This window comes from Acidobacteriota bacterium (assembly GCA_003225175.1).
Classification (GTDB): Bacteria; Acidobacteriota; Terriglobia; order Terriglobales; family Acidobacteriaceae; genus Gp1-AA112.
In genome coordinates, this window is record QIBA01000032.1 from 75809 (window position 1) to 91492 (window position 15684).

14 protein-coding genes are annotated in these 15684 nt (G+C 55.0%); 7 read left to right on the forward strand and 7 right to left on the reverse strand.

Features of this window, described 5'->3' with window-relative positions; genetic code table 11:
• Positions 1-223 precede the first annotated feature (223 nt).
• The gene (locus tag DMG62_04070) at positions 224-856 is read left to right on the forward strand and encodes a hypothetical protein (protein ID PYY24191.1); all 633 of its coding nucleotides are present in this window, start codon (positions 224-226) and stop codon (positions 854-856) included.
• On the opposite strand, the gene DMG62_04075 is transcribed toward DMG62_04070, so the two are convergent.
• From DMG62_04075 to DMG62_04095, 5 genes are all read right to left on the reverse strand, one after another.
• Positions 853-2772, reverse strand: coding sequence for an antibiotic ABC transporter ATP-binding protein (locus DMG62_04075; GenBank protein PYY24192.1), 1920 nt, complete (start codon positions 2770-2772; stop codon positions 853-855). The genes DMG62_04070 and DMG62_04075 overlap by 4 nt on opposite strands.
• A gap of 89 nt (positions 2773-2861) precedes the next feature.
• Entirely contained in the window at positions 2862-3566 is a 705-nt protein-coding gene (locus DMG62_04080; GenBank protein ID PYY24193.1) for a hypothetical protein, read from the reverse strand.
• A 64-nt stretch (positions 3567-3630) separates the two neighbouring features.
• On the reverse strand, positions 3631-4908 hold the full coding sequence (locus tag DMG62_04085; protein PYY24194.1) for a hypothetical protein: 1278 nt from the start codon (positions 4906-4908) through the stop codon (positions 3631-3633).
• A gap of 639 nt (positions 4909-5547) precedes the next feature.
• Entirely contained in the window at positions 5548-6129 is a 582-nt protein-coding gene (locus DMG62_04090) for a histidine phosphatase family protein (protein ID PYY24195.1), read from the reverse strand.
• Positions 6130-6267: 138 nt separating this feature from the next.
• The gene (locus tag DMG62_04095) at positions 6268-7593 is read right to left on the reverse strand and encodes an FAD-dependent oxidoreductase (GenBank protein PYY24196.1); all 1326 of its coding nucleotides are present in this window, start codon (positions 7591-7593) and stop codon (positions 6268-6270) included.
• A gap of 187 nt (positions 7594-7780) precedes the next feature.
• Here DMG62_04095 and DMG62_04100 point away from each other — a divergent pair, with 187 nt between their 5' ends.
• Both DMG62_04100 and DMG62_04105 read left to right on the forward strand, forming a co-directional pair.
• The gene (locus DMG62_04100; GenBank protein PYY24197.1) at positions 7781-8902 is read left to right on the forward strand and encodes a type IV pili twitching motility protein PilT; all 1122 of its coding nucleotides are present in this window, start codon (positions 7781-7783) and stop codon (positions 8900-8902) included.
• Between the two features lie 328 nt (positions 8903-9230).
• Positions 9231-9869, forward strand: a complete 639-nt coding sequence (locus DMG62_04105; GenBank protein PYY24198.1) for a hypothetical protein — start codon at positions 9231-9233, stop codon at positions 9867-9869.
• A gap of 178 nt (positions 9870-10047) precedes the next feature.
• On the opposite strand, the gene DMG62_04110 is transcribed toward DMG62_04105, so the two are convergent.
• Positions 10048-10755, reverse strand: coding sequence for a hypothetical protein (locus DMG62_04110; GenBank protein ID PYY24199.1), 708 nt, complete (start codon positions 10753-10755; stop codon positions 10048-10050).
• Between the two features lie 388 nt (positions 10756-11143).
• Here DMG62_04110 and DMG62_04115 point away from each other — a divergent pair, with 388 nt between their 5' ends.
• From DMG62_04115 to DMG62_04125, 3 genes are all read left to right on the forward strand, one after another.
• Positions 11144-11533, forward strand: coding sequence for an anti-sigma factor antagonist (locus DMG62_04115; GenBank protein PYY24200.1), 390 nt, complete (start codon positions 11144-11146; stop codon positions 11531-11533).
• Positions 11534-11647: 114 nt separating this feature from the next.
• Positions 11648-12544: a serine hydrolase gene (locus tag DMG62_04120; protein ID PYY24322.1), complete on the forward strand. Its 897-nt coding sequence runs from the start codon at positions 11648-11650 to the stop codon at positions 12542-12544.
• A gap of 235 nt (positions 12545-12779) precedes the next feature.
• Entirely contained in the window at positions 12780-13340 is a 561-nt protein-coding gene (locus DMG62_04125; protein ID PYY24201.1) for a hypothetical protein, read from the forward strand.
• 40 nt (positions 13341-13380) lie between these two features.
• Here DMG62_04125 and DMG62_04130 read toward each other — a convergent pair whose 3' ends face one another.
• On the reverse strand, positions 13381-14901 hold the full coding sequence (locus tag DMG62_04130; GenBank protein ID PYY24202.1) for a 3-methyladenine DNA glycosylase 2: 1521 nt from the start codon (positions 14899-14901) through the stop codon (positions 13381-13383).
• 165 nt (positions 14902-15066) lie between these two features.
• Between DMG62_04130 and DMG62_04135 the strand changes: the two genes are divergently transcribed.
• Positions 15067-15453, forward strand: a complete 387-nt coding sequence (locus DMG62_04135) for a LytR family transcriptional regulator (GenBank protein ID PYY24203.1) — start codon at positions 15067-15069, stop codon at positions 15451-15453.
• The last annotated feature ends 231 nt before the right edge of the window (positions 15454-15684 follow it).

Genomic DNA, 15684 nt, shown 5'->3' on the forward strand with positions numbered 1-15684 from the left:
TCAATTTGCGATCGCTACTCAAGGCTCGCAATTAATTGGCACGTACGAATTCTCGGTTCGTCGCAGCCTACCGGCGGAGGGAGGCCGGAACCACGTAAGCAGCACCTGTATCCCACAGCTCTCGTCCAGCTGCTCTATACAAGAAAAAACCTTTGGATGGCAACAGAGCCACCACCCTCCAGTTCTTATCTCACATAGAACCTGCACAATCAGAGGAGGCAACATGCATCGGCTTCTTACGTTTGTTGCTGCTTATATTATTAGTGGTGCTATGGCCTTTGCTCAGGGAACAGCGACCGGCCAGGCTCCAGCCAGGGGAACCCAGTCCAGTGGGAACAGCGTCAGCTCCACCCCGAACAGCAATAGCACCTCGCCTTCAGGCGCTCAGGGACAGGCGAGTCGCACGCCATCGAGCCCTAATCAGGCATTGCCAGGCGACAGCAATCCCGCGAATGCCACCACACGCGACGCTCAGGCCAATGGAAGCGCTGTTCGAGCTAATTCAGGTAACGGAGGCACCCCCGGAACTGCCGCAGGCAATAACGCGAACAGTAGCGATAACACCGGCCTGAAGAGAGATGACACCGGGAGCAATCCGACGAGCGGACACGCCCCAACCAACATTACCAATCCGGGAACAAGAGGCCAATGGTTCTGGATCGCGCTAGGCATCTTTGTTGCCTTGGTCCTGCTTGGGGCGCTCATCGGGAGGAGTCGAGCAGCGGCGGATATCGATCAGACCGATCCGACCTTACGCAGCACGCGCGAGCCGGATGTAATCCGGCGCGAGGAGATTTACCGGCGGAGGCCTGACGAGATTGACCGAGATGAGGACCAGATTCGTCGCGCGGGCTAGTCGTCGCTGCCGATCAGAGTCCCGGAAGTTGTAGGGAGCTCCTGATCCTTGTACTGGAGTTGGTAGAGTTTCCAGTAGATTCCGCGCTGGGTCAGAAGCTCCTGGTGTGATCCCATTTCGCGAAGCTTCGATCTGTGCATCACGATGATCTTATCAGCGCGCTGCACGGTGGAGAGCCGGTGCGCGATGACGATCGATGTGCGACCTTCCACCATTCGCGTGAGCGCTTCGCGCACTCGTAGTTCCGTATCGGTATCGACACTGGAAGTGGCTTCGTCCAGGATCAGAATTCTGGGTTGATGGGCCAGAGCCCGGGCGAACGATATAAGCTGCTTTTGTCCAGTCGAGAGCGTGCTGCCGCGTTCCCGTACCGGCTCCTTGAAACCTCCGGGCAAGGTACGGATGAAATCTCCGATATTTACCTCGTCAGCGGCCCGCTCGACCATCTCTTTTGTGACCCATTTCGAACCGAGCCGAATATTGTCCGCAATGGTGCCAGAGAAGAGGAATGGATCCTGCAGTACAACACCGTAGCGTTGCCGCAACTCGCCGAGATCCAAGTCCCGTATGTCCACACCATCGATACGAATTGCGCCGTGTTGAATGTCGTAGAACCGCAATAGCAGCGAGATGATCGTCGTCTTGCCGGCGCCTGTGTGGCCTACGATTGCAACCGTCTCTCCCGGTTCGATCGTGAAAGATACATCGCGCAGCACCCATTCGGGTTCCGGCGGCGGCGGTTCAGCTGCGTGGCGCTGCCCGTTACGGTCAGCTTTGCGTTGCACCCGGTTGTATGCGAACCAGACGTGGTCGAACTCGATCCGTCCGCGGCCCTTCACTTGTCGCTCCGTAGCTGGGCTGACCACTTCGGGCGCTGTGTCGAGCAGCTTGAAGATGCGTTCGCTCGAGGCCATCGCGGACTGCAGAATGTTGTACTTTTCGCTCAGGTCCTGAATTGGGCGGAAGAAGCGCTGAGCATATTGAATGAAGGCGACCACCGTGCCCAAGAGAGTTGCGTCTACTAGGGCCCGTCTTCCGCCAAACCAAATCACGGATGCAATAGCAATTGCCGACAGAATTTCGACTACAGGGTAATAGACGGCATGCGCCAGGATCGCGTCTTTGAAGGCATCCATGTGCATCGCGTTTACTTCTTCAAAGCTCTTATAGGACCGTTTCTCGCGATTGAAGAGCTGGAGCACGACAATTCCGCTGACGTGCTCCTGCAAATAAGAATTAATGCGCGCAATGGCTGTCCGAATCCGCCTGTAAGATTCGCGGACCTTGCGACGAAAAATCATCGTTGCCCAGAAGATTAGTGGCAGCACGGAGAAGGTGATGAGTGCGAGCCACCACTTCATCACCAGCATGAACCCGATGATGCCAGCAAGCACGAAGACGTCTTCGAAGATTGAGACCACGCCTGAGGTGAACATTTCGTTGACTGCGTCCACGTCAGTAGTAACTCGTGTGACTAATCGTCCTACTGGGTTGCGATCAAAAAATGCCACATGCAGTCGCTGCAAATGCCCGAAAATCTGGCTCCGCAGGTCGAACATTGCCTTTTGTCCCACCCATTGCATGTAGTAGGTCTGTAGGAATTCCATGCAGTAGCTAACAAAAAGCAGGGAGAGATAGAGTCCGGCAATCTGTCCAATGCCCATCAGAGGTCGCGAGCTTAGCCAGGAATCGAGGAAGTGAGGCCTGATAGCTGTATGCCTTGCCGCCAAATATCTATCAACAGCGACCTTGGTGAGATACGGCCCGAGAACATCAGCTCCAGCCTTGATCAAGATTGCGCCAATGGCAACGATGGTTTGCCATTTGTAAGGCGCGAGATAAGCCAGCAACCGTTTCATCAAACGGCTGTCGTACGCCTTTCCTAGTACCTCTTCTTCCTGATGGGCTTCTGCCATTGCGCGACTGTCTCATTTTAGACGGACATCTGTACATCCCGGTCGCAGGAAATGGTTCGGATCGATGCCACAGAAGCAGTAGCCTCTCTCTACGGCGGTGGTATTGACTCGGCTGTCTCGACCGGCATATGCGGGGCAGCCCTCCACGCGTACTGCGAGCCTGTCCAGAACAGGAACCCTACCCTCGTAGGTTCAAAAATAATTTGAGAGTGTGCCAGAGAGACGGGAGCTCCTTCTACGTGCTGAGGCGCACGCCGGGTCTCAATCGGGCCGGTTCCTGGATGACGTACAAGGTAAGCCTGTTGTGCATTGGGATCGCGCCAACCATTCGGACCATATCCGTGAACAATAGCCAACAACAATTCTTTGGAATGCGTCGACTGAGGTTTCGGTTTTGGGGGCAGGAACACGACTCGTTGGTCTGCAGGTGCCACGAAGGCTTGCCTCGCGTCCTGAATCGTCCAATTGGCAAGCGGATCGTTAACTATCTTGAGCTTGGAATAGTTGGGAAGAACGAGTGCGGCTAGATCCGGTGATCCGTCCCCATTGAAATCACCAGTGGTGAATGAATGTTCCTGACAACTGGCGTGGACGGAATCGGCAAAGATCCGATGCAACGCCGCGTTTACCTCTGAAGCTGTAGCAGGCGAAGAATTGATAGGAATGGACGCTGCTGGCTGCGAGTCAGCATTCGACTGACGAATAACCGGCTTCTCGAACGAAGCAGGAGCACGTTTTGAGCAGGACCAAAACAGAACTGTGATCGCAATAATAGCCAAATGAGAGATTTTCATTCTGGGCCTCAGGAATTGTCAGCAGGCGGAGATTTTTGCCTCCGCCTGCCTAAGCTCTTCCACTCTAGAGCGAGTTCAGGAACGTGATTAGTTGGTTCTTCTGAGTTGTGGTCAGGTTCCGATAATTATTGATGACGAAGGTTGCTTCTCCCGCGTGACGAAGGATTGCCTCGTTACGCGTGAGTGATTCGCCATCGTGCATCAAGCGATCGCGCGTGCGTACGCCCCAAAGCGGAGCTGTGCGCATCTTGTTGGCGGTATCGGCAGGTCCGTTCTGGACGATTCCATCCCCCGTCCCTACGTTATGCAGCAGGAAGTCGCTGTAGGGATGGATCACCTTGTTTCCCAAAGCGGCAGGCACTACGAACGCGCCGCCGTTGATTGCGGTTCCCGCAGGAGCGGTAGTGATTGACGTGAGGTGGCAGATGTTGCAGCCGATAGCGCTGAACAACTGCTGTCCAGCTTGCGCGTCGCCGGTCGCAAGCAATACTGAGTCCACAGGCGGCGCTTTGGTGCCGCGCATGAAGATCGCAAAGCGATCGATATCGTTGTCAAGATCCTCCGGATCACCAGTGAGCTTGCAGACCGAGGTGGTGTCAGTAGGATTCAAGCGGTTTGTGATGCCTTGTTCGTTCAGATAGGCATCGCTTGAGAATGACAGCAGACTTGCATGCTGGTTCTTCCATCCGAAGCGGCCGCCACGAATCTTTCCGGGAGCCTCGAGTACCGCGACCTGGATGAACTCCCCGGCGATTCGTCCGCCACTTTGCGATGGCTGGTTGTTCGCAATCGCGAACAGCGTGTTGCTATCGATGGCTTCCACGAAACCATCGCCTAGAGTGTTCAGTGAAGTCCGGAAGGTTCGGATATTCTCCGACCCCGGAGTGCGTTCCTGCGCTTCCGCGCAGATCGCACGGTCATTTACCAACGACCGATTCGGAACCGTGTTCTGTCCATCGTTGATGCTGATCGTCGGGCTTATAAAGTTTCCGGATGCATCATTGTGGCCAACGCGCAGTTCGGTCACCTGGCTGATTCCGCCAGTCACCGGATTCTGATGGCAACTCACGCAGGATTGCGCGTTGTAGAGTGGGCCAAGGCCCGTGTCCACTCCGTCTTGTTCTTCAAACGTTGCTTGGACGTCTGCGAAGATACTGCCTACGCTTTCGGGAAAGCCGTTGCTGAAGCTTTGCGATCCTTGATTCTCGTTAAGCGTTGGCGTGCTGAAGCCGGTGGGTGCTTGCGAGGCTCCCTGGCTCAGCACGAATGTCATCGTGCCAGTCACACATAGCAGGGCCAGTACGGCGATGATCCGCAGATGGCTTCTGAGGGGATATTTCACGAGTGAGCTCCTTCCAAGTGGGTTAGGCAAAGCGGTGCGCGAGCTCCTTGGCCAATAGGAACTTCAGAGATTCAAGAACGAATGGCGTTTACTGACGCATGCGAAAAAGGAAGCACGCGGAAGGCTTTTTTGAAGGTGCGATTGCTGCCTGCACACCTCAGAATTAATTACAGCAATCTTTCGGGGGCCGAGTAACGATATTTCGTGTTACCGATGAAGTGGAGGCGGCCAATATAGGAGTGAGGATTGGGAAATGGCAAGTAAAACTTTGATGGCTTATTACTAAATAGTTACGATCCTTCTTATCCCATTGTGAACCTATTAATAACCATTAATTCCAGCTAATTGCTGCATAATCATGGATCTCCAAAACGCTGTTGCCACAGTGTTTATCCTATAGTTACTCGTAATATTTTCTGTGGATAAGTAGCAATTAATTTACGTATTTCTGGCGGGACTGAGCGGAGAGAACACGAGAATAGGCAGTACCCGGTCTTCTGGTGCAATTCAAGTGTTACTCAATTTGCAGAGAAGGCAGGGAAGAGCTGCGTGAGCTGCCGTTCGTTTGGCGCCTGCGCGAGGTCGGTCGCACCCGGCGGCTATTGGCGCCGATATCGTTATCGCAGTTACATATAAACGTCATACACTCGCGGAATTCCAGCGGCGGATCACCTTGTACTCATGTTCACATCCGAGAACGCTGATCGTGGCCGTATTTAGTGCGAAGAATTTTCCATCGACAGGCGGAAGATCAAGCCAAACAGCCGTCAAGATGCGCAGCACGTGACCGTGGGCGAAGAGGGCCACGTCACCGTTCACTTGCACGCAGCGATCGATGACACGCTTCACGCGCATTCCGACCTGATCCGCGGACTCACCTCTCACTACACCGTCGCGCCACAGCGACCAGTTGGGACGATCCTTGCGGATGTCTGCAGTACTGCGGCCTTCATATTCGCCGTAATCCCATTCTTTGAGATCATCAGTAATCTCGGCCTGGCCCGCGTAGCCAGCCAGGCGACATGTTTCCAGCGCGCGTTGCATCGGACTGACGAGCACGAGCGCGAATTTGCGTCCATGTAGTTTTGTTTTGAGTTCCTCTGCCTGTTTGATTCCGCTTGGAAGCAAAGGCAGGTCAGTACGCGAGGTGTGCGCTCCTGAGGCCGACCATTCGGTTTCGCCGTGGCGCATTAACCAGATTTCCTGTTTGGATTCGCTCATCGCAGCTTTCTTGGAGATGGAATTGGGAGACTGCGACTACGTTACAGAGTTACAGAATACATCGTGAAATCAGACGAGCGATTCAAAGAGTTAGAACTCTGCCGAACATCTGGCCTGAGCCGTAGGTACAGACAAAGCCTATCCCGCTGCTTGTTTTTTCTGCTCCGAGTCTTCAGCCTCATGATGATAGTGCCATCCCGGCAGTTGGTCGCTACCTGTGATGAGCCGTGCGCCTGACTGCCAGCTCAGATATTGCCAGCCCCAGTTCAGCAGAACAGAGAAGCGGTTGCGATAGCCGATTAAATAAATGAGGTGGATGAACAGCCATGCCGACCATGCAAGCACGCCAGAGAGATGGATTTTCCCGATTTGGGCGATTCCCTTAGTACGGCCAATCGTCGCCATGCTGCCTTTGTCCCAATAGCTGAACGGTTGGCTCGGCTTGCCCTCAACGCGGCGTCGGATTTCTTTCGCAACATACTGGCCCATCTGGATGGCCAGCGGAGCGACTCCTGGCATAGGCGAGCCATTTTGTTCAAAATGCGCGAGGTCGCCGATGACAAAGACCTCCGGGTATCCTTCGATGTTCAACCGGTCGTTCACCATGACTCTGCCGCTCCGATCGGTTTCAGCGCCAAGCGCTTGACCCAAGGGTGAGGCCTTTACTCCTGCGGCCCAGAGGACTACGGCAGCCTCGATTTTTTCGTTTCCAACCCAAACGAGCCCTGGTTCAATGTTCGTTACCTTCGTGTTGGTTCGAACTTCCACGCCCAATTGTTCAAGCTGTCTTTGCGCGCTGGTCGAAAGGTCTTCCGCATAAGCTGGCAGGACGCGTGGTCCACCTTCGAGTAGGACGATTCGCGCGCGACGTGGATCCGTGGCGTTGAAGTCCTGGCTGAGCACATGTCTTGAGATTTCCGCGATAGCCCCTGCCAGTTCAACTCCCGTAGGACCGGCGCCCACGATAACAAAATTCAGCGGGCAGTGCTGCCTGTTTAGCAGGGTTTCGCGCTCTGTGAGCTCGAAGGCCAGCAAAACGCGGCGGCGGATCTCGGTTGCATCTTCAAGCGTCTTCAAGCCCGGCGCAAGCTGAGCCCAATCATCTCGCCCGAAATAGGAATGCGTAGCGCCAGCGGCGATGACAACGTAGTCATAGGGAACACGATCGCCTTCCTCGAGAAGGATGCGGCGATGCTCGAGGTCAAAGCCGACGACATTGCCGATCAGCACTTCCACATTCTTCTTTCCGCGCATTACGCTGCGGATAGGTGCAGCGATGTCTGCGGGCGACAGCGCAGCCAATGCTACTTGATATAGCAGCGGCTGAAATGTGTGGTGGTTCTTGCGGTCGAGAAGCGTAACCTCCACATCCGCTCTGGCCAGTCCCAGCGCACCCTGGAGCCCGCCGAAACCGCCGCCGATGACCACCACATGAGGACGCGCGTGTTTGCTGTTGCTTTCCATGATGCCTATTTGATGTTCCAAGTCAGCGGACGTGACCAAAAGTAACTACTAAGTAGCGAGCCTCATTGTGTATGCAATAGGAGCATGCTACCTTTCGCCAAAGCTCACAACTGCGAAACTCCGCAGTACTGCCCCAGCAGCGCCGGCGAGAGAAAAATTCCAGCGTTTTCAAGGGCAAGGATAGACGATGAATATCGATGATCTGCTTCGTATAGCAATGGATCGCAAAGCTTCCGACTTGCATCTAAAAGTCGGAAACTTTCCCCACATTCGTGTTGACGGCGAACTGGTCGCACTTTCCGACCAGCCACGTATCTCTGCCGAAGACATGCTGAACATGGCCTTCAGCATGATGTCGAACCGGCAGAAACAGAAGTTCAAAGAAACCGCCGAACTCGATATGGCGTACGGAGTCGCCGGTCTGGGACGTTTCCGTGTGAACGTGTTCCAGCAGCGCGGCAATGTGGGGCTAGTACTGCGCGTGATTCCGACAAAGATCCGCGTGCTTGACGAGCTATATCTGCCGAAGATCATCGAGAAGATTTGCGACGAAGCCCGTGGACTCGTGCTCGTTACCGGAGTCACAGGTTCCGGCAAGTCAACGACACTGGCCGCGATGATCGACCGCGTGAACTCCCTGCGGCCCGAGCACATCATCACCATCGAAGACCCCATTGAATTCCTGCATCGCGACAAACGCGGATTCGTAAATCAGCGCGAAGTGGAAGTGGATACACCATCATTTGCGTCGGCGCTTCGCGCCAGCTTGCGTCAGGACCCCGACGTGATCCTGGTCGGCGAAATGCGCGATTTGGAAACAATCTCAACCGCACTTCATGCAGCCGAAACCGGCCACATGGTTTTCTCGACTTTGCACACGTTGGACGCTGTGGAAACCATTAACCGCATCATCTCCGTCTTCCCACCACCAGAACAAAAGCAAGTGCGCATGCAGCTGTCGGCGACCATTAAGGCCGTAATCAGCCAACGGCTCGTCCGCAAGGCCGATGGCAATGGCCGAGTTCCCGCAGTCGAGGTGCTGCTCTCGACGGCGTTCATCCGTGAGTGCATCACCATTCCCGAAAAGACGCGCATGATCCGCGAAGCCCTTGCGGCCGGCACTTCACAATACGGCATGCAGACCTTCGATCAGTCACTCTACGACCTGTATCAGCAGGGGCTTGTCACCTACGAGGTTGCGCTCGAAAACGCGACCAACCCAGACGATTTCAAGCTGAAGGTGCAGGGAATCGGCTCAACGGCCGACGCTGCACGCGAACAGATGGAAGCCGCGGGATTTGGACGTTGAGTGTCGCCGAGGTTCTCGCAGATCGGTGATCGGGTGAAGCGAAACCCACGCTGATCGCAACTACACATTGTTATTCCGAAGCGCCTGGTATTGGGCGCGAGGAATCTGCTTTCCTTCCCAGCATTGCCCAGGACAGCAGATCCCCTCACTTCGTTTCGGGATCACAGTATGGAAGGCGATCTATTCCGCCCACTCAAGGTTGCTGGTCTTGCTTCACCCGATTCTCCCCTTATCCCTGTTATTCTGCGGATAAATGTCCCCAGCCATCAGAATTGCTCGTCGATTTTGTGGACCACCAGACAGCGGCAATGGCGGATATAGTGCGGGGATGCTAGCCTGCCTTTTACCCGGAACGTGTGAATGCACTCTGCGAAAGCCAATTCCACTCGAGCGCGACTTGCAGACCGAGATCTCAGATCGAAGCGCGCGATTGCTCGATGGCGCCGAGTTGATCATTGAGGCTGTGCGGACGGAGATAGATGGCGCTGATCACAGTGCTCCGGCACTCGAACAGGCGCAGCGTGCTTCGTTGACCTCTCTGGCATTTGAGAATCATCCTTTTCCAACCTGCTTCACATGCGGTCCGGAGCGGAAGCCTGGAGATGGTCTGCGAATTTTTCCGGGGTGCCTGCCCGAGGCGGACGGCAACGATGGTGTTTTTGCTGCGGTGTGGATCCCTGACTCGTCGTTGACCAACGGCGGTGTTGTGGTTCGACCAGAGTTTGTCTGGGCGGCCATGGATTGTCCGACAGGCTTCGCTGCCGGATTTCCCTGGAAGGGAACTCTGGTAACCGGCCGCCTTTCCGTCGAGCAAGTGGCGCCGGTATATCCTGCACGGCCGTACGTGGTCATGAGTTGGTCAACCGGCAGCGAAGGCCGAAAGCATCATGCTGGAGCTGGACTCTATGACTCCGACAGTCAGCTTTGTGCAAAAGCCCGAGCAACTTGGATAAAGATTGAGAGGTAGAGACGCAGCATGCTGCATCTTCACGACGTACTTCGGAAAGGCTAGGACTGTTCGGCCCTCGCAAGCGCACGGACGAGACGTAGCATGCTACGTCTCTACTATTGCCAAGTCCGATGTATCTAAAAACAAAGGGACCCAGATCGCGATAATGCCAATCCGGGCTCAAGAGGGAGAAAACTCAGGCAATCGTTATTGGCCGCGTCAGCCTGAACGTCAGGCGACGCTCGGGGCCGAATCCAACATCCTTTTTGCCCGTGGCGTATGCGGCACCTGTTCCACCAGCCGCGCCGATGGCGCTTCCGATAAGCGCGCCGGTGCCGCCGCTAGCTATCGCCCCGATTAGTGCGCCACCACCTGCTCCGCCTCCGATCCACGCCAAGTTCCGCTTTTTATGTGCGGCCCCGGCTACCATCACGCTCGAACTCTGCAGAAGAATCGTTTTGCCCTTGACGTCCATGGATGCGAGCGCGATCCGCAGATATCCGGGATGGGTCAGCCGTCCAGAGCGCCGAGCAGCGACCACACGTCCGGTGACTTGCGCGCCGGTTGGCGCGATGGTCTCTCCATCAACGACAATAGGTTGATCAAGAACCGCCTCAAATTGATCTCCGGGGCTCGAGGTCGCGCTCGAAACCGCGTTTTGCAGGCGCACGGTGATCGCTGTTCCCGAAGGGATCACTACTTCCTGCGGAACGAGCGATTTGCTTGTCGTCTTGCTGGCGTCAGCAGAATCATTCTTACCGGAAAAGGGAGCGGCCTGCGCGGTTTGTGCTTGCGTCGAAGGTTGATCGTTGGCACTACGCGCTACAGGCGTGCTCATTTGCTTGCCGCATCCAGTCACCGCAGCCAGCAATGCCACCAAAACCATCGAAGTGGGGAACTTCATTAAACGTCTCTCCTGACCAATTGCCTACTTTGGTTCGCGCCTCGTGCTTGCGAGCTCTCAACTGCTTGAATGCAAGCGCGATACCATGTAGCCTTGTTGAAAACAAGGCACTTAATGGCGTTAACGATGTAATTTTTTCTTAGATTCAGCAACTCAAGTCCCTCATCGCGGCTCTTGTCACGCTGAAATTTCTATTGCCGGAGCAACGAATCGCAAGTTGAACTGAGTTTTTCGGCAACACTTGTCAGATTGAAGCTCGACGATTTGAAATTGAGCCGAACAAGGAGACCGTATTCACCAGTTCCTGTCGCCAGATGTCGCTCTAGCTCCGCTTGAAAAGTGGAGCGCTTGGGAGTACGCTTCGGGCTACATTTCCCGGGGGGGCACTATGGCGTTAAAAATCACGTCTCGCACGGTAGACGGTGTGAAGGTTATCGACTGCGTTGGGCGCATTGTCTTCGGCGACGAAGCAAGTCAATTGCGAGAGACGGTTAAGCGGGAACTGGCGGAAAACAATCGTCTTGTTCTGAATCTTGGCGAAGTTAGTTACATCGATAGCGGCGGCATCGGTACCCTGGTGAGCCTGTTCACCACGGCACGCAACGCCGGAGGCGATATTAAACTGGTCAATCTCACAAAGCGTGTTGGAGACTTACTCCAGATCACCAAGCTGATTACAGTCTTCGAAAGCTACGATGATGAGCGCAAGGCTGTCAACGCGTTCCACTCAGCTCCGCACACGAACGTAGCAACGATGTCGCGCAGAGAAAGTGCCTAAGGACGACTCGTTGGTCAGATCGCAGGACTCGTTGATCCGTTGAATACCTCCGCGCGGAGATTAAAGGAGATAATCTGCGTCTTTTTGCTGGGCTGCTCGTGCGCCTGGGCGCAGATGTCTGCTTTAAATTGCTGCCCGCAAATTTCCAGTAAAGAAAAACAACAGGCGCTCTGGACCAAATTGCAAGAAAAGATCGCCGCCGTGGATCGCAATCTGGACGGCGTTATGGGCGTCGCTGTTCGCGATCTGACCAACAGTGAGACATATCTACTGCACGGCGACGATGTCTTCCCACAAGCCAGTTCCATCAAGATTGCCGTGTTGGCCGAACTCTACGACCAGGAACAGCGCGGACGTCGCGGTGAAAGCGGCGTAGCCCGACTCGCTGATCTTTACACGGTTCGCAGCGAGGACCTTGTTCCTGATAGTTTCATTATGGGAGGGCTTACTCCCGGCGTAAGCCGCATTACAAATCGCGACTTAGCGACGATGATGGTTGCTGTCAGCGACAATTCGGCTACCAATGTTCTGATCGACCACTTGGGAATGCCGAACGTCGAGCGCATGCTTGCCTCGATTGGCTTAAAGAACACTCACTTACAACGCAAGATGATGGACATTGCAGCGGCACGCCAAGGCCGGGAAAACGTCTCCACGCCGCGCGAAATGATGACGCTGTTCGATGCTATTTATCGCAATAAGCTGTTCGATAAGGAACTTACTGCCGACTTTTTCAAAGTTCTCTCCACGCCGAAGGACAGCAGTATTCCAAAACTACTTCCAGCCGATCTGAACATCGCCAATAAACCAGGCGAGCTCGAAGCCGTACGCAACGATTCCGGCATCATCTTCGTGCCCAATCGCCCATTCATTCTCTGCGTTATGACCACTTATCTGCACGATGAACGCGTCGGCCAACGTTCGATCAGCGAAATCGCGCTCGCCGCCTACGAATATTTCGATCGATTAGGCCGCTCGTCGGAGTACGGACGCGCCGTTCCTGCGAAGTAATCGATAATCCTTCTGCATGCGAAACAGCTGGATTTCTGCCCAGGGAGCACGGATTCATGCGTGCCGGAAAGAACAACATTGGCTGGCATCGTTCAGCGGTTTAAGCCGCGATTGAAGCCGCAGACTGAGAAGCAAGAAGAGTTTTCCCTTTCCGGTACGGATGGAATCCGCGCCTCCTCCCGAAGACAAGCGTGATACATTCAATTTTTGAATCAACAATCGAGGAAATCCGCGAATGCGAAAGCTGCTATTGCTGTGCTTAGCATTGTTCTGTATAAATCTCTGGGCGCAGGAGGTGACTAGCGGTAGTCGCGAAATCGAATTCTTTGCTCAGGGTGGACACAGCGTAGCCGGTGGACGCGGAGATACGACCATCTTTAACGCGGGCGCGCGTTGGGGATTCGGGCTTTTTGACCTCGGCCGTGGCTCATTTCAGTACGAGCTCGAGGCAATCCCAATCTATTTTGTGCGTCAGCCCATCCAGAACGCCTACGCAATAAGCTTCACTCCATTCGATGTCAAATACAACTTCCGGCGGAATGCTGGGCGCGCTATCCCATTTGCCGAATTGGGTGGCGGCGTTCTCATCTCCAATCACGATATCCCATTCGGCACAAACGCGGTCAATTTCACGCCACAACTGGGCCTGGGAGTGCACATTCCGTTTGGGGAGCACGGCCTACACGCCACTTTGGCCCTTAAATATCTGCACATTTCCAATGCCGGATTGTCCGTTCCCAATCCTGGCTTGAACACAATCCAGTTCCGATTCGGGATTGGAAAATTCCGTAAATAGATTCACTCAGGCGCAACCGCTCACCGGATCGAGGTCGCCGCTATACTTGCTCATAGATATGCCGCTCCCCGTCTTCCTGCTGAAAGGCCGGCTTGAGGGAAGTTCTTTCTTTGCGAGATGCTTTCTGGTGAGCCGGGATGATCCAGAGATACATCGCAGCGTAGGCGCGCCAGGGCCGCAATGCCTCGGCTCGGCGCTCCAGCTCTCTCGGAGACCGTGTGTCGAGCGCTCGAAGCAAACCAAGATCAGCAGAAGGAAAGGCGTCAGGTTCTCTCAGCGCCCTCATGGCGATATATTGTGCCGTCCACTCGACGATTCCCGGTATTTGCTGCAGGCCACTCAGGAAGGCATCGACATCCACGATTCCTTCGAAGCTAATTGTTCGGTCGCACACCGCCCGTGCGATAGCGCGGATTGTTCCGGCTCGTGCTTTGGGTAGTCCGATGCTGGCGAGGTTGGCATCGGCCAGCACCTCAGGTCCGGGAAAGATGTGGGTGAGACCGGCAGGTGTGGAGAAGGAATATCCGAAGGATCTGGCGAGGCGCCCTGCGAGTGCTGCAGCTCCTTTGACCGTGATCTGCTGTCTCAAAACGGCACGGACGGCCAGTTCGAATCCGTTCCAGCATCCGGGCACGCGCATTCCTGGAGCTGCATCGATCCTCCTGGCCAGCGCTCCGTCGGCACGCAAAGCGGACGCGATAGTTGACCAGTCAGCATTCACATCGAACATTGCTCGTATCCGCTCGACAATGAAGAACAGCGCTCGAGGATCGCCGAATTGAATCCGGGCTACAAGGGTGTGCGTGCTCTTGTCGAGAGAAATCTCGAAGTAGCCGTGATTCCCATTTACAGCAATGGAGCGGCGGTAAATTCCGGAGTCCACGGCTTCAACTCCGGGCGTTGCTCGAGCTTCAAGAAACGTCAGCATGCTTTGCCAGTGATACGGCGGACGAAAGCGGAGGCGGAAGAGATAGTAATTCTCGGGCTCGATGCTTTTCTGGCGGGCAAGCTGGCGAATCTTCTTCGGCGTTCTCTTGTAAACATCGCGGATGCCGGCATTGAATCGGCGCACCGAACCAAATCCTGAGGCCAGCGCGACTTGATTCATCGCAAGCCTAGTCTCGTCGATCAGTTTTTTGGCGAAGTGCAATCGGCGTGTGCGAGCTACGGCGCTCGGGGTTGCTCCAAGGTGCTGCAGGAATAGTCGGCGAAGATGGCGCGCTCCGACTCCCAGTCTGCCGGCAAGCGCCTCGATGCCTCCATCTTCGAGTCCGCTCTCATCAATCAGGCGTAGGGCTCTCGAAACGGTGTTGGAAGTTCCCAGCCACGCCGGCGTTCCAGGCGAGCACTCGGGGCTGCAGCGCAAGCACGGACGGAAGCCTGCTTCGGCGGCCGCGGCCGCAGTGGGGAAATAGCGAACGTTCTTTTCCTTGGCTGTGGGTGCTGGACAAATCGAACGGCAATACACCCCGCTTGTCAGGACGGCAATGAAGAATTTGCCGTCGAAGCGTGCATCACGTGAGAGCCGCGCCTGCGAGCATGCCTGCCAATCGAGTGCCATTCTCGTAATGCCATCATAGTGGAACGTTGGGAGCAGGATGGACGTTTTCGGACCAGCCTCCTTAGCCGCAATTGAACCGCAGGGAGACACGTCCGCAAACGTCCAGTCCTGTTGGTTGATTCGGTCTATCTTGACTCAGACAGGTGTAATGGGAGTAGGTGATCGATGTGGATGGGCAATGCGGTGAGTACGGCCTTTCCGGAAAATAACCGGCCGTCAGACTCTCGGCTGATCATCAAATCTGGCGGCCGCGTAATCTTCATTCGCATGGACGAGATTGACTGGATCGAAGCGGATGCAAATTACGTTCGACTCCATGTGAACGGAAAAGAGTCATACCTGTTTCGCAAACCGATCAGTAAGATAGCCGCACAGCTCGACAGCTCCCGCTTCATCCGTATTCATCGCTCTTATATCGTGAACGTCAGCCGAATTCGACAGCTGCAATCCTGCAACAGCGGAGAATTTATAGTGTGCCTTCGAGACGGCAAGGAACTGCCCTGTGGGCGAACCTACAGAAGCGCGTTGCAGGCTTTATACCGCCCTCGATAGCTGTCGACGCCATAAACAGCAAGGTAGAGACGCAGCATGCTGCAGCATTGCTGCGTTCTACCGCATGCGTTTTCAGTCAAGCTTGGGCAACCTGGATTACGCAAAAGAGATTCCCACTCGGATCTTCAAGCGCAACAAGTCATCGGTTTTTTCTATATCTACACGGATAGCGAGTGGCGCCGGCCTTTACCAGCCGCTCCACCTTGACCTCTCTGCTCTCTCTGTGTAGAG

Excerpts from the sequence above, each read along its gene's own strand:
- DMG62_04135 (PYY24203.1), top strand. The coding sequence starts at position 15,067 with ATGTGGATGGGCAATGCGGTGAGTACGGCCTTTCCGGAAAATAACCGG.
- DMG62_04120 (PYY24322.1), top strand. The coding sequence starts at position 11,648 with ATGTCTGCTTTAAATTGCTGCCCGCAAATTTCCAGTAAAGAAAAACAA.
- DMG62_04130 (PYY24202.1), bottom strand. The coding sequence starts at position 14,901 with ATGGCACTCGATTGGCAGGCATGCTCGCAGGCGCGGCTCTCACGTGAT.
- DMG62_04105 (PYY24198.1), top strand. The coding sequence starts at position 9,231 with ATGCTAGCCTGCCTTTTACCCGGAACGTGTGAATGCACTCTGCGAAAG.
- DMG62_04095 (PYY24196.1), bottom strand. The coding sequence starts at position 7,593 with ATGGAAAGCAACAGCAAACACGCGCGTCCTCATGTGGTGGTCATCGGC.
- DMG62_04075 (PYY24192.1), bottom strand. The coding sequence starts at position 2,772 with ATGGCAGAAGCCCATCAGGAAGAAGAGGTACTAGGAAAGGCGTACGAC.
- DMG62_04110 (PYY24199.1), bottom strand. The coding sequence starts at position 10,755 with ATGAAGTTCCCCACTTCGATGGTTTTGGTGGCATTGCTGGCTGCGGTG.
- DMG62_04115 (PYY24200.1), top strand. The coding sequence starts at position 11,144 with ATGGCGTTAAAAATCACGTCTCGCACGGTAGACGGTGTGAAGGTTATC.
- DMG62_04080 (PYY24193.1), bottom strand. The coding sequence starts at position 3,566 with ATGAAAATCTCTCATTTGGCTATTATTGCGATCACAGTTCTGTTTTGG.
- DMG62_04100 (PYY24197.1), top strand. The coding sequence starts at position 7,781 with ATGAATATCGATGATCTGCTTCGTATAGCAATGGATCGCAAAGCTTCC.
- DMG62_04070 (PYY24191.1), top strand. The coding sequence starts at position 224 with ATGCATCGGCTTCTTACGTTTGTTGCTGCTTATATTATTAGTGGTGCT.
- DMG62_04090 (PYY24195.1), bottom strand. The coding sequence starts at position 6,129 with ATGAGCGAATCCAAACAGGAAATCTGGTTAATGCGCCACGGCGAAACC.
- DMG62_04125 (PYY24201.1), top strand. The coding sequence starts at position 12,780 with ATGCGAAAGCTGCTATTGCTGTGCTTAGCATTGTTCTGTATAAATCTC.